13 protein-coding genes are annotated in these 12,878 nt (G+C 70.8%); 8 read left to right on the plus strand and 5 right to left on the minus strand.

Annotated features, from left to right (window positions below; translation table 11 throughout):
- Positions 1 to 5 precede the first annotated feature (5 nt).
- From HNR73_RS09845 to HNR73_RS09860, 4 genes are all read left to right on the plus strand, one after another.
- Positions 6 to 956, plus strand: a complete 951-nt coding sequence (locus tag HNR73_RS09845; protein WP_184787050.1) for a 5-dehydro-4-deoxyglucarate dehydratase — start codon at positions 6 to 8, stop codon at positions 954 to 956.
- Entirely contained in the window at positions 953 to 2,218 is a 1,266-nt protein-coding gene (locus HNR73_RS09850) for a glucarate dehydratase family protein (protein ID WP_203686144.1), read from the plus strand. The genes HNR73_RS09845 and HNR73_RS09850 overlap by 4 nt, the downstream gene beginning before the upstream one ends.
- Positions 2,212 to 3,345 carry a hypothetical protein gene (locus HNR73_RS09855; RefSeq protein ID WP_184787051.1) on the plus strand — a complete coding sequence of 378 codons (1,134 nt, stop codon included), beginning with the start codon at positions 2,212 to 2,214 and terminating at the stop codon, positions 3,343 to 3,345. Before HNR73_RS09850 ends, HNR73_RS09855 begins: the two co-directional genes overlap by 7 nt.
- Positions 3,346 to 3,454: 109 nt before the next feature.
- Entirely contained in the window at positions 3,455 to 3,625 is a 171-nt protein-coding gene (locus HNR73_RS09860) for a hypothetical protein (RefSeq protein ID WP_184787052.1), read from the plus strand.
- Positions 3,626 to 3,698: 73 nt separating this feature from the next.
- Here the strand turns inward: HNR73_RS09860 and HNR73_RS09865 are convergent, their stop codons facing one another.
- From HNR73_RS09865 to HNR73_RS09885, 5 genes are all read right to left on the minus strand, one after another.
- Positions 3,699 to 6,023 (minus strand): esterase-like activity of phytase family protein, encoded by a 2,325-nt coding sequence (locus HNR73_RS09865; protein ID WP_184787053.1) that lies wholly within the window; start codon positions 6,021 to 6,023, stop codon positions 3,699 to 3,701.
- Between the two features lie 110 nt (positions 6,024 to 6,133).
- Positions 6,134 to 6,772 (minus strand): hypothetical protein, encoded by a 639-nt coding sequence (locus HNR73_RS09870; protein WP_184787054.1) that lies wholly within the window; start codon positions 6,770 to 6,772, stop codon positions 6,134 to 6,136.
- A 137-nt stretch (positions 6,773 to 6,909) separates the two neighbouring features.
- On the minus strand, positions 6,910 to 7,761 hold the full coding sequence (locus HNR73_RS09875) for a hypothetical protein (protein WP_184787055.1): 852 nt from the start codon (positions 7,759 to 7,761) through the stop codon (positions 6,910 to 6,912).
- 8 nt (positions 7,762 to 7,769) lie between these two features.
- Positions 7,770 to 8,108 (minus strand): hypothetical protein, encoded by a 339-nt coding sequence (locus HNR73_RS09880; RefSeq protein ID WP_184787056.1) that lies wholly within the window; start codon positions 8,106 to 8,108, stop codon positions 7,770 to 7,772.
- Positions 8,105 to 8,671 (minus strand): hypothetical protein, encoded by a 567-nt coding sequence (locus tag HNR73_RS09885; RefSeq protein ID WP_184787057.1) that lies wholly within the window; start codon positions 8,669 to 8,671, stop codon positions 8,105 to 8,107. The genes HNR73_RS09880 and HNR73_RS09885 overlap by 4 nt, the downstream gene beginning before the upstream one ends.
- A 201-nt stretch (positions 8,672 to 8,872) precedes the next feature.
- Here HNR73_RS09885 and HNR73_RS09890 point away from each other — a divergent pair, with 201 nt between their 5' ends.
- From HNR73_RS09890 to HNR73_RS09905, 4 genes are read left to right on the plus strand one after another with little or no spacing between them, the layout of a single operon-like run.
- On the plus strand, positions 8,873 to 9,910 hold the full coding sequence (locus tag HNR73_RS09890; RefSeq protein WP_184787058.1) for an ABC transporter substrate-binding protein: 1,038 nt from the start codon (positions 8,873 to 8,875) through the stop codon (positions 9,908 to 9,910).
- Positions 9,911 to 9,912: 2 nt separating this feature from the next.
- On the plus strand, positions 9,913 to 10,983 hold the full coding sequence (locus tag HNR73_RS09895) for a FecCD family ABC transporter permease (protein WP_184787059.1): 1,071 nt from the start codon (positions 9,913 to 9,915) through the stop codon (positions 10,981 to 10,983).
- Complete coding sequence (locus HNR73_RS09900) at positions 10,980 to 12,020, plus strand: FecCD family ABC transporter permease (protein WP_184787060.1); 1,041 nt, start codon at positions 10,980 to 10,982, stop codon at positions 12,018 to 12,020. Before HNR73_RS09895 ends, HNR73_RS09900 begins: the two co-directional genes overlap by 4 nt.
- A complete protein-coding gene (locus tag HNR73_RS09905) occupies positions 12,020 to 12,835 on the plus strand; it encodes an ABC transporter ATP-binding protein (protein WP_184787061.1) in 816 nt (271 codons plus the stop codon). Before HNR73_RS09900 ends, HNR73_RS09905 begins: the two co-directional genes overlap by 1 nt.
- Positions 12,836 to 12,878 lie beyond the last annotated feature (43 nt).

Raw genomic sequence — 12,878 nt, forward strand, 5'->3', positions numbered from 1 at the left:
CCACGATGCATCCGCACGGCTTGCTCTCCTTCCCGCTCACGCCTTTCGCCGCCGACGACACCGTCGACCTCGCCGTCTACGCCGACCACCTCGCCGCCCAGATCGAGGCCGGGCCCTCCGGCCTGTTCGTCGCCTGCGGCACCGGCGAGTTCACCGCGCTGTCGATGGCCGAGTTCCGCATGGTCGTGCGAAGGGCGGTGAAGGTCGCCGCGGGCCGCCTCCCGGTCTACGCCGGGATCGGCGGCGGACCGGCCATCGCGCGCGAGTTCGCCGCGGCCGCCGCCGAATGCGGAGCCGACGGAGCCCTGCTGCTGCCGCCCTATCTGGTCGAGTCGACGCCCGCCGGACTGTTGCGCCACATCCGCTACGTCGCCGAACCGGCGCGCCTGCCCATCACCGTCTACCAGCGCGCCAACGCCGTCCTCGACCCCGAGACGGCCGTCGCGCTGCTCGACGTCCCCACCGTCGCCGGGATCAAGGACGGCCGCGGCGACGTCGACGCCATGCTCCGGCTCGTCACCGCCGTCCGCACCAGCGGTCACGCCCGCGCCGGGGAGTTCGGTTTCCTCAACGGACTCCCTACCGCCGAACTGTCCGCACAGGCCTACCGCGCGATCGGCGTCGAGGGCTACTCCTCGGCCGTCCTGTGCTTCGCCCCCGACATCGCCGGCGCCTTCTACCGCGCCTTCGCCGACGGCGACGACACCGCCACCCGCACCCTCCTCGCCCGCTTCTATCTCCCGTTCGCGGCACTCCGCGCCCAGGTGCCCGGTTACGCTGTCTCCCTGGTGAAGGCGGGTGCACGACTGGCCGGGCTGCCGATGGGCGGCGTGCGCCCACCACTGGTCGACCCCTCGCCCGACCACGTCGACCGCCTCGCCGCGATCATCGCCGACGGGCGCGCCGCGCTCGCGGGGATCGAGGCCGGCCGAGTGTCCACCGTGGAGGCGCAGTGAGCAGGCTCGACGTTCGCCACATCGTCGTCACGCCGATCGCGTTCCCGGATCCGCCGTTGCTCAACGCCGCCGGAGTGCACGAGCCGTGGGCATTGCGCACGATCGTGGAGGTCTACGCCGACGGGGGACTGGTCGGGCTCGGCGAGACCTACGGCGACGCGGCGCATCTGGTCCTCGTGGAGAAGGCCGCAGGCGCCCTGATCGGCCTGGACGCGTTCAACCTCAACGATCTGCGCAGCCGCGTCGCGGCCGCGATCGGTGTCGTCGACGCCCCCGATCGTCACGGCCTGACCGGTGCGTCGAGCGCCGAGAAGACCCTCGCGCGCGTCGTCTCGCCTTTCGAGGTCGCCTGCCTCGACGTGCAGGGCCACGCCACCGAACGGCCTGTCGCCGACCTGCTCGGGGGCCGCATCCGTGACCGGGTCCCGTTCTCGGCGTACCTGTTCTACAAGTGGGCGGCCCATCCGGGCGCCGAACCCGACGAGTGGGGCGAGGCGCTCGACGCCGAGGGCATCGTGCGGCAGGCCCGCGGGATGATCGACCGTTACGGTTTCGGTTCCATCAAGCTCAAAGGCGGCGTATTCCACCCGGACGAGGAGATCGCGGCGATCGAGGCGCTGCGAGAGGCATTCCCCGAACACCCGTTGCGGCTCGATCCGAACTGCGCCTGGACTCCCGCGACGTCCCGGCGGGTCGCCGAGCGCACCACGGGTCTCCTCGAATACCTGGAGGACCCGACCGAGGGCCTCGCGGGGATGGCGGAGGTCGCCCGCTCGGCCTCGATGCCCCTGGCCACCAACATGTGCGTCATCGGGTTCGGCGACATCGCCGAGTCGGTCCGGCGGGGCTCGGTCGGCGTCGTGCTGTCCGATCACCACTACTGGGGCGGGTTGCGCGCATCGGCGGAACTGGCCGCGATCTGCCGCACCTTCGGTATCGGCGTGTCCATGCACTCCAACAGTCATCTGGGGATCAGCCTCGCCGCGATGGTCCACCTCGGCGCCGCCGTGCCGAACCTGAGCTACGCCGCCGACACCCACACGCCGTGGCAATGCGGCGCCGACGTCGTCGCCGAAACGTTGACCTTTGTGGACGGTTCCGTGGCAGTGCCGACCGGCCCGGGGCTCGGTGTGGCCCTCGACCGTGACGCTCTCGCCCGGATGCACGCCGACTACCTGCGCTGCGGCGTCACCGAGCGGAACGACACCGGGTACATGCGGTCGATCGACCCGGCCTACGAGCGCAAGAGGCCACGATGGTGACGTTCTCCGGGCACGCCTACCCCTGGGACGTCCTCGGCGATCCCGACTTCACCGCCCGGGTCGCCGCGCACGGCATCCCGGCGGTGACCCTGGCGGCGTCCTACCACTCGACGCGGGCGGCGACGCCACTTCACCCGGATCACCAGATCGTCGACGCGTCCTTCGCCGCCCTCTACCGGCCCGTGCGCGAGTCCGTCTGGCATGGCAGGCGCCTGCGTCCGCGCGCTCTACAGTGGATGGACGCCGCAGACCCCTACGGCCGGGCCGCCGAGGAGCTCCACACCGCGGGTCTGTCCGTCGCCGCCTGGATCGTGCTGACCCACAACACCAGGCTCGGCACCGCCTTCCCCGAACTCACCGTCGTCAACTGCTTCGGCGAGCGCTACCCCTACGCCCTCTGCCCGGCACAGGAGGAAGTCCGCGACTACGCCGCCACTCTCGCCGCCGAGGCGATCCGCGACGCCCCCGCCGACGCCGTGTCCCTGGAGGCCTGCGGCCAGCTGGGCGTCACTCACCTGAGCCACCACGAGAAGACCGACGGCGCCTGGACTCCAGAAGCCGCGCGGTCGCTGTCGGTCTGCTGCTGCGCCGCCTGCGCGGCGGCGTGGTCGGGCCGGGGACTCGATCCGGCCGAGGTCACCGCGGCCCTGCGCGCCGCCGTCCACGGTGAGGCCGTCGGCGCGCCCGAGCCCCTCGACGCGGCCGTCGAGGCGCAGATCCTGGGCGGACGTCACGCCTCCGCCGACCGGCTTCGCGCCCAGGTCCTCGCCGCGATCCGCGAGGTGACCCCGGACATCCCCGTGACGCTGCACGCCAATCCCGACCCGTGGGCCACCGGCCCCTCGCCGGGCATCACCCCGGCGGCACTGTCCGAAGTGGACGCCCTGCTGGTGCCCGCCTGGCCGACGATCGCGGCGACCGCCGACGCGATCGCCGACGCGGCCCGCCTCGGCATCCCCGTCGACGCCTACGTCACGGTGCTTTCACCCGCCGCCGAGGACGAAGTCCTCCCGCACGTCGAACGCCTCGTCGCGGCGGGCGCACGGCGGTTGAGTCTGTATCACCTCGGGCTTGCGCCCCGGTGGAAGCAGCCGCTGTTCGCGGAGGTCGTCGCGGCGTTCGGATAGACCGCCGCGTCACCGGGCGTCGGCTGCGCCGGGATCGAGTCCCCACGACCCATCCCGGATCGGCTAGCGTGCGCGGAAACGGCATCCCGAAGGGACAAGGGGACGGCTCATGGCGCATCTTCTCGGCGTGTTCGGCTCATGGGCCTTCATCCTCGGCGGCGTGATGCTGCTGCTGTTCGCCCTCATCAGTCGCCGGACGGAGAGCACGTTCACCCGGTGGGCCCAGGGGTTGACGGGGGTCTGCGGAATCGTCGCGGGAGTTCTCGGTCTGCTCGGATAGGCGGCGGCCGACACCGGCGGACGAGGAAGGAGGGCCCGGCCGCCCACGGCCGGGCCCTCCGTTTCGCCGAGTCCTACCAGAACAACGTCGCCTTCCGCCTGCGCGCGAAGACGAACAACCCGCCGCCCAGAACCGCGACGGCCGCCGCGACCGCGAGGATCATCGGCACGTTCGCGCCCGTGGTCGCGAGACCGTCGCCGTCCCCGCCGCCCTTGCCGCCGAAGAGGTCGGTGGCCTTGCCGAGGTCGGCGAAGACCGTCTCGCCGGTGGCGTCCTCGACGGCGTCGTTGTCGGTGACGGCGTAGACGCGGCCGTTGCCGGCGATCGCCAGTCCTTCGAGCTTGTCCTGCGTCCAGCCGTGTCCGGCGGTGAGGACGGGCAGGACGTCGATCGCGGACTTCTTCGCGGCGAGCGGGGGAGTGCCGGTCGCGGTGGCGGTCACGCCGGAGACGTCCACCGTGTACACCCGTTTGACGGCCGCGTTCGTGCCGCGCTGGTTGTCGCGTTCAACGACCGCGAGGGTCTTGCCGTCGACGGCGACGATCTCGCTCAGCCCGACGGTCACGCCTTCGGGCGCGGATTCGAGCTTGTACGACAGCCACGTCCACTCGCCCGTCGCGACGGCGTAGCGGCCGAGGCGGGCGGTGTCCTCACCGTCGACCGGGCGCTGGACGGCGACCCAGACGACCTCGTCGGCGCCGGTCCCGGTCGCGGTGACGCCTTCGAGGCCGTTGTCGGACATCCCCGCGGCGACCTCGGCCGGCAGCGGGATCTCCTGCTGCACCACGGCGTTGCCGTCGAGACGCACCAGCAGGTTCGGGACGTCCTTACTCGGCTTGCCTTCGGCGGCCAGCCAGTAGCCGCCGCCGGGACGCGCGAAGATCCCCTCGCCGTCGTAGCCGACCGGCGAACCGTTCCTGGTCACCGGGATCGACGAGGTGATGCGCGCGGGCTCGCCCGACACGTCGATGCCGAGCAGGCGGGTCTGCGCGTAGGCGGAGTCCGTCACGGCGAAGAGCCCGTCGGCGTCGGCCGGGTCGGCCGTGAGTCCCGACAGCGTGCCCCACGGGATCGGGGCGCCGTTCGGCGCGTCGGACACGATCGTCGGGAACGACGCCGATCCCCTGCCCAGCTTGAAGAGCGCCACCGAGGAGCGGATCCCGTCGTCGGCGAGGTCCTCTTCGCTGGAGACGATGAACAGCCCGCGCGACGGCACCGCGATCAGGCCCTCGGGCCCGTTGGTGACCGGCAGGATCTGGGTGAAGCGCGGTTTCGCCGGGTCGGTCATGTCGTAGACGGCGACGAAGTTGCCGCGCTCGGCGGCCACGAACATGTACGGGACGCCGTCGTAGACGCCGTAGGTCAGGCCTTCCGGCTCGGCGCCGGCGTTCTCCGAGCGATGCTCGGGATAGAGGCCGTGCGTGATCGCGAGGTGCTCGAAGGAGTTCCCGGCGTCGGCCACGACACGGCCGTCGGTGCCGAAGACGGTCCAGCCGCGGCTGCCGCCCTTCCAGTCGCCCTCGTTGGCGGTGGCGATCAGGTCGTCGCCGACCCAGGCCACCGCGTCGGGCTCGCGTGGGGCGGTGACGGAGCCCGTCGGGTCGATGATCCCGTCCTCGACGGTGTCCACACCGTCCACAGTGGCCGTACCGGCGGAGAAGTCGCCGGTCACCGTCGCGCTCGCGACGTCGACGAACACGATGTGGTTGTTCTCCTGCAGGGTGACCACGGCCTGGCCGCGCGCGTTGATCGCGACGTACTCCGGCTCGGGGTCATCGGCTGCCACGTCGGCGATGCCGGTCAGCGCGACGTCGCGCACCGAGTAGTCGGCGAGGTCGACGACCGCCAGGAAACCGGCCGGGGCCTGCGGGAGGTCGCCGTCGTCGACGTCCTCGTCGCGCTCGTTCTCGATGGCGATCGCCGCGAAGTCGTCCCCGCCGTCGACGGCGATGGAGTCGGGCTGCCCGCCCAGCTCGACGGTCGTGATGACCTCGCGGGAGTCCGCGTCGAGCACGACGAGCCGTCCGGAGGTGTCGACGAAGTCCGCACTGGTGTTGACGACGGCGAGGATCCGGTTCCCGGCGACGGCGACCGAGGTCGGTTCCCCGTCGAGCGGCAGGATCCCGGCGGCCTTGGGCGCGGCCGGGTCGGAGATGTCGACGAAGCCGAGGCGCTCACCGGGGCTGTCGGTGTAGACCAGGGTCTCGCCGTCGTCGGTGACCGCGGAGATCTCGGCGGCGGTCTCCTCCTCGGCGGAGGTGTTCAGGTAGACCGGGAAGGTCGCCGTGCGCTGGAACACCGACGACTCCTCGGCCCCGGCGGGGGCGGACAGGGGCACGATGGAGGCCGCTGCGAGGCCGGTGGCACCGGCGAGCAGGCGGACGAGGGGGATTCGCACGACGTGTGTCTATCGGCCGGCGGCGGACGGAAGGTTAACGGCGGATGTCGAGCGGGCGGCCGTGGTACGGGCGCTGCCCTGAAGTCGGGCAATAGCCCCAGGTCAGGGGGTCACCAGGGGGTGGAGGCGACCGGTCCGGCGGGCGCCGGAGCCCGGATCGCGCCGACCAGCCGGGCGAGTCCGAAGAGCACGTAGCCGCAGACGATGAGCGCGCCGAAGAAGCCGAGCACGATCGGGACGAACTCGGGGCTGTCCGGGTCGAAGATGCTCTGGTAGGCCTGGACTCCCGTGGCGAGCAGGAAGGCGAAGTACACCAGCGGCAGCGCGACCCAGGTCAGCGGTTCCCATGGGCGGGTGCGGAACTGGCCCCTGCCGACGAGCACGAAGTCGGCGACCACGACGAGCGGCGTGACGAGGTGCTCCAGCAGGAAGCCCGTCTGGTCGAGGGCCGGGTCGAGCAGCAGGATCGAGGTCACCGCGATCAGCGACATCACGACCGCGAGGGACCCGCGCAGCCAGGAGGAGCCCGGTTCGTGCCGCCGGCCCATGGTGAACACCGGGACGAGCGCGAGTCCGATGTAGACGACGCCGACGGCGAGGCTGCCGAGCTGGCTGAGGTAGTAGAAGTCGTCGACTTCGGAAACGACGAGATAGACACCGGTGAGGCCGCAGGCCGCGACGCCCATCCGCCACAAGGTGAGCAGCGCGAGTACGGCGGGCCGCGGACGCGGGTCGGGCGAGACGTTCATCGGCGTGTCCTTCGGTCGGCTTGCGGAGGAGCGTAGTGCCCGTGGGCAAGGTGTGGACACCCCCGCGCGCGGGCTCCCGCCCGGGCGACGGTGCGGGGGACCGGAGCCGCGCGAGGGGGACGCGGTCCCGGTCCCGGTCACACCGGTCCGGCGATGTTCGGGCGCATCGGCACGTAGTGGTCGTTGAACTCGCTGATCTTCTGGATGTCGTGGCCGATCAGTTGCGACAGACCGACCGCGGCCTCCTCGGTCTCGTTCTTGATGCGGTGCGCCTCCGTGGCGATCGAGTCGGCGACCTCCAGCGCGTAGTCGCCTTTCAGCGTCACCGGCTCGTCGGCGCCCTCGATCCGGTTCGACGCGAAGCTCGCCACACCCGCGATTCCGGCGAGCACCAGCGTCGCCCCACCGGTCGCCGCCGCGCTGGCGATGCCCGCCGCCAGCGCGACCATGTCGAGCAGGATCTTCGCGTCCGACGCGCTCACCCCGTCGTCGGCGGCCGCCTGCTTCTTGAAGACCGCGATCGCCTCGTCGGCCAGCTTGTTGGCGTCCTTCTCGCTCGTCTCGACGATGTCCTTGGCGAGCTTGTAGGCGTTGTGCAGCGCCAGCACCATCTTCGAGTGCCGGTCGGTCATGCCGGGCAGCTTGTCGAGGAAGTTCTCCTGGAAGTTGGTGTTCCCGTCGCCCTTCCAGTCCTGCGACAGGTCGTTGAGCGTCACCAGGGTGCCGCGCACGTCCGGGCCGGTGATCAGATGGTCCACAGTCGACAGTGCGTCGAGGGCCTCGTCGTACTGGTCGGGCTCGGGCAGCGTCGCCGTCCAGTACAGGAAGGCCTGGTCGATCTTGGCGTACATCTCGTTGGCGTACTGCGTGACCAGTGGCGACGGCGGACTCACCGACGCCCGCGAGTGCGTCTCGACCCACTTCGCGTAGGCCTTCCACGCCTCGTTCTTCATCGTCGCGACCTTCGGCGTGATCGACGAGAGTCCCACGGCTCCTCCTAGAGCGTCCGCAGTTTCGGATCGAGCCGGGTCGGGAAGTCGATGTCGACCGGGCGCGGCAACTGTTCGGCGTTCACGTTGTCGGTGACCTGGTAACCGGCCGCCATCTTGCACAGCCCGACACCGGAGTCGTAGACGGCGTCAGCGGTTGTGGCCAGCGTTTCCTGTACGACGTAGGCGAAGTTGACCAGATCCCAGCCCGACGGGCCCGCCAGTCCGGTCGGCGCGGCGGCGATCTTCGCCGTCGCGGCCCCGTACTGCCCGGCGATCCGGGGCAGCAGGGTCATGCCCGCCCGTCGCATCTCCTCGGGATCGGCGACGACCTCGGTGGCGCTCATCCCCTTGCCTCCCAACGGTATTGCTCCTGGACGGCGCTGAAACGCCGCTCGTACTCGGAGTCGGCGGCCGCGATCGCGGCGTTGAGCTCGCCCACGAGTTGCTCGTCGCTCATCCCGAGGCCGCCCAGTGTGTTGGGCCGGATCCTCACCTCGGTGCCCGAAGGCCGCGCCGACCGCCGGATCGCCACGGCGCCGCGTGGCGACTCCACCCGCACGTCGATGCCGCCGACGCGTTGCGCGTAGGCGCGACCGCGGGCGTCGAGCACCGGCGTTCCGGCCAGCGGTTCGGGCTCCCCGGTGGCGTGGGACAGCAGGATCGACATGGCCCGCTGATACCCCTGCTCGATCGCCTGAAGCGCGGCCGTGACCTGCTCGCCGAGGGTCCGCTCGGTGTGCCCGCCGCTGCCGTCATAGCCGAATTCGACACGTTTGCCCGTACTGTCGAGAATCGCGCGCACACTCCGGTCGGGCGACAGTGCCCGGACGGTGAGCTTGCGCAACTTCTCGGTGAACTCCTCGAAGCCGAGGGACGGGCCTTCCTGAACACGGTCGCCGACGGGCATTCCGGTGCCTCCGCATGCGTCGGATCGGCGGTGTTTCCCCTGGTGGGGCCGCCATTTCGCGAGAGTAGCGACGCCAGATGACCGGACCGTTTGATAACCGTTGGGTCGCGGCGGCGGCCATCGCGGAGCAAATCCGCCAAGCGACCCCGAATCCACCACCACCCGAAACGCCGGTGGATGCCCGAAGATCCCTCCGGTAAGGTGAGCCTGCCCTTAATCGTCGACCGGAAGACCACCCCCATGCGCCGCCGTACCGTCCTCAGCTCCCTCACCGCGCTCACCGCAGCCGCACTGGTCCTCGCCGGCTGCGGCGCCGACGCGAAAGACGACGCCTCCTCGGCCGGCGGGGCCTGGTCCTACACCGCCGGCGACGGCAAGACCTACACCGCCGACAAGACCCCCACGCGCATCATCGCGCACGCCTACGCCGCCAAGGCGCTCATGGAATTCGGCATCAAGCCCGTCGGAATCTACGCCGACGGCAAGGTCGCCGAGGACGTCGGCCTCCAGGGCGTCGACTTCACCGGCATCGAGATCCTCGGCGAGGAGTGGGGCAAGATCGACGCCGAGAAGGCCGTCACCCTCGCCCCCGACCTCATCGTCGCCGACTGGTGGCCCGCCGAGGGGGTCTACAGCGGCCAGGAAGAGGGCGTCGAGGACTCCGCCAAGAAGCTCTCCGAACTCGCCGACGTCGTCGGCCCCGCCCAGGGCGACTCGATCGTCGGTGTCATCGAGGGCTACGCGACCCTCGCCAAGTCCCTCGGCGCCGACGCCGCCGCCATCGACAGCGCGAAGGCGACGTTCGACGAGGCCGTCGCGCGCTTCCAGGCCGCCACGGCCGCCAAACCGAACCTCACCGCGCTGGCCATCAGCCCCTACGACGACGTCTACGCCGTCGCCGTGCCGAAGTACGCGCCGGAGCTCCTCGACTTCCAGAAGTGGGGCCTGAAGGTCATCGACCCCGAGACCCCGGACCCCGAGTTCCCGTACTGGGAGTCGCTCAGCTTCGAAAACGCCGACAAGTACCAGCCCGACGTCCTCCTCTTCGACGACCGCAACGCCCCCGGCGGCCAGGAGAAGCTCGCCTCGCAGCCCATCGCCGCGAACATCAAGGCCTACGCCGCCGGCGCCATGACCAACTGGCCCGCGTACTGGCTGCACACCTACACCGACTACACCGCCCAGCTCGACAAGCTGACCACGTTCATCGAGTCCGCCGACGAGAACACCGGCGAGTAGCCATGGTCGCCACCGGGAGGCCGTCCGCCACGGCGGCCCCCACCACCACGACGCCGCCCAAAGTCTCGATCGCCAAACGGATCGGGCTGGGCGGCGGCCTCCTGCTCGCCCTCGGCGCGCTGGCGGTCCTCGCGTTCTTCAGCATCGCCCTCGGCTCGCGCTCGATCACCATCGGCACCGTCTTCGACGCCTTCTTCGACCCGAGCGCCATTTCGCCCGACCTCACCGTCATCCGCGACATGCGCGTTCCCCGAACGCTGCTGGCGATCGCCGTCGGCGCCGCCCTCGCCCTCGGCGGAACCCTCCTGCAGGGTGTCGCCCGCAACCCCCTCGCCGACCCCGGCGTCATGGGCATCAACGCCGGCGCCGCGCTCGCCATCGTCACGGCCATCATGCTCATCGGCGTCCAGTCCGCCGGCGGCTACGTCTGGTTCGCCTTCATCGGCGCCGGAATCTCGACCGTCCTCGTCTACGGACTGGCCGCGACCGGCCGCGAAGGCGCCACACCGGTCAAACTCGCGCTCGCCGGCGCCGCCGTCACCGCCGTGTTCAGCTCGGTGACCTCCGCGGTCGTGCTGGCCAACGTCGACGCCCTCAACGAGATGCGCTTCTGGCAGGTCGGCGCGCTGTCGGGCCGCTTCATGCCCGTGTTCTGGCAGCTCGCGCCCTTCCTCATCGCCGGCTCGGCGCTCGCGCTGTTCGCCGGGCGGCCCCTGAACACCCTCGCCCTCGGCGACGACGTCGCCCGCGCGCTCGGCCAGCCCGTCGCGCTGACCCGTTCGATCCTCTTCGCGATCATCGCCGTCCTATGTGGAGCCGCGACCGCCGCCGCCGGGCCGATCGCCTTCCTCGGCCTCATGGTCCCGCACATCGCCCGCTTCATCTGCGGTCCCGACTACCGCTGGATCCTGCCGTACTCGGCGCTGCTCGGGCCCGTCCTGCTGCTCGCCTGCGACATCACCGGCCGCGTCGTCACCGCCCCCGGCGAACTACAGGTCGGCGTCGTCATCGGCATCGTCGGCGCACCCGCCTTCATCGCCCTGGCCCGATTCCGCAGGCTGGTGCAGCTGTGACCAAGACGATCGAACCCACGCGCTCCTTCCGGGCCCACCGCCGCAACCGCGCCCGCTGGGGCCTGGCGCTGTCGGCCGGACTCACGATCGCCGTCGCCGTCGTCTTCATCCTCTCGATGACCTTCGGCAGCGTCACCGTCGCACCCATCGACGTCGTGCTCGCCACGATCGGCTCGCCGACGGAGAAGTGGCACACCTTCATCATCTACGAACTGCGGCTGCCGCGGGCCGTCACGGCCGTCGTGGTCGGCCTCGCGCTCGGCGCCTCCGGCGCGATCTTCCAACGCCTGCTGCGAAACCCCCTGGCCTCACCGGACTTCCTCGGCGTCTCCTCGGGCGCCAACGTCGCCGTCGTCGCCGGGTTCGTGCTGTGGAACCTCACCGGCTACCAGCTGTCGCTCGCGGCCATCCTCGGCGGATTCGCCACCGCCGCGGCGATCTACTTCCTCGCCGGACGCGGCGGGATCAGCGGCTACCGCTTCATCCTCGTCGGCATCGGGGTCTCGGCGCTGATGGCGTCGCTGACGTCGTACCTGCTCGCCCGCGCCACCCTCAACGACGCCCGCGCCGCCATGACCTGGCTCATCGGCTCGGTCGGGATGGCCAAGACCAGCGACATCATCGCGCTCGCGATCGCGCTGGCCGTTCTGTTGCCCGCGTCGGCGATGCTCGGGAAACGCCTGCGGGTACTGGAACTCGGCGACGGGACCGCGACCGCCCTCGGCGCGAACACCCGCGTCGACCGCGCCCTGCTCATGCTCGCCGCCGTCGTCCTGGTCGCGCTCGCGACCGCCGCCGCCGGCCCGATCGCCTTCGTGGCGCTGATGGCCGGCCCGATCGCCACGCGCATCTCCGGACGCGCCGACGAGAGCATCTTCCGGGCCGCCGCCGTCGGCGCGCTCATCGTGCAGTTCGCCGACCTGGCCGCACAGCACGTTCTCGCCACGCCGATCTCGACGGGCATCGTGACCGGCTTCGTCGGTGCGCCCTACATCGCGTGGATCATCATCCGTGCCAACAGAAGCGGAGCAGCGTGATGACCGACCTCCACACCCTCGACGTCGCCGGCCTGACCCTCGGATACGAGGACAAGGACATCGTCAAGGCCGTCAGCACGAGGATCCCGACCGGGAAGATCACCGCGATCATCGGCGCCAACGCCTCCGGGAAGTCGACCCTCCTGCGCGGTGTCGCCCGCCTTCTCAAGCCCCGCGCGGGATCCGTCGTGCTCGACGGCAAGGCAGTGCACGACATGCGCAGCCTCGACGTCGCGAAGATCATCGGCCTGCTCCCGCAGTCGCCCGTCGCGCCGGAGTCGATCACCGTCGGCGACCTCGTCAGCCGTGGCCGCTACCCCCACCAGGGCTGGTTCGCGCGCTGGAGCGCCGAAGACGACAAGGCCGTCGCCGACGCCCTGGAGTCGACCGGCACCGCCGAACTCGTCGACCGCAAGCTGACCCAGCTCTCCGGTGGGCAGCGCCAGCGCGTCTGGATCGCCATGGCCCTGGCGCAGGGCACCGACATCCTGCTTCTCGACGAGCCGACGACGTACCTCGACATCAACTACCAGGTCGAGGTGCTCGACCTGCTCACCGATCTCAACAACCGCACCGGAACCACGATCGTGATGGTGCTGCACGAACTCAACCTCGCCTGCCGCTACGCCGACCACGTCATCGCGATGAAACAGGGCGCCATCGTCACCGAAGGCGACCCCTGCGAGGTCATCACCTCGGAGGTCGTCGAGGACGTCTTCAAACTCCAGTGCGACGTGATGCCCTGCCCGCGAAGCGGTACGCCGATGGTGATCCCGCTGGGGAGGCACCGGGTGGCGGCGGTGGCCGGGGCGTAGGGCACGCCGGGCCGGTTCCATTTCCATGGACGACCCGCTGAAG

The organism is Phytomonospora endophytica (genome assembly GCF_014202425.1).
Lineage (GTDB): Bacteria > Actinomycetota > Actinomycetes > Mycobacteriales > Micromonosporaceae > Phytomonospora > Phytomonospora endophytica.

What these genes read in the sequence shown, in the direction of transcription:
- HNR73_RS09845 (WP_184787050.1), top strand. Translation starts at nt 6, where the DNA reads ATGCATCCGCACGGCTTGCTCTCCTTCCCGCTCACGCCTTTCGCCGCC.
- HNR73_RS09855 (WP_184787051.1), top strand. Translation starts at nt 2,212, where the DNA reads ATGGTGACGTTCTCCGGGCACGCCTACCCCTGGGACGTCCTCGGCGAT.
- HNR73_RS09860 (WP_184787052.1), top strand. Translation starts at nt 3,455, where the DNA reads ATGGCGCATCTTCTCGGCGTGTTCGGCTCATGGGCCTTCATCCTCGGC.
- HNR73_RS09870 (WP_184787054.1), bottom strand. Translation starts at nt 6,772, where the DNA reads ATGAACGTCTCGCCCGACCCGCGTCCGCGGCCCGCCGTACTCGCGCTG.
- HNR73_RS09880 (WP_184787056.1), bottom strand. Translation starts at nt 8,108, where the DNA reads ATGAGCGCCACCGAGGTCGTCGCCGATCCCGAGGAGATGCGACGGGCG.
- HNR73_RS09885 (WP_184787057.1), bottom strand. Translation starts at nt 8,671, where the DNA reads ATGCCCGTCGGCGACCGTGTTCAGGAAGGCCCGTCCCTCGGCTTCGAG.
- HNR73_RS09895 (WP_184787059.1), top strand. Translation starts at nt 9,913, where the DNA reads ATGGTCGCCACCGGGAGGCCGTCCGCCACGGCGGCCCCCACCACCACG.
- HNR73_RS09905 (WP_184787061.1), top strand. Translation starts at nt 12,020, where the DNA reads ATGACCGACCTCCACACCCTCGACGTCGCCGGCCTGACCCTCGGATAC.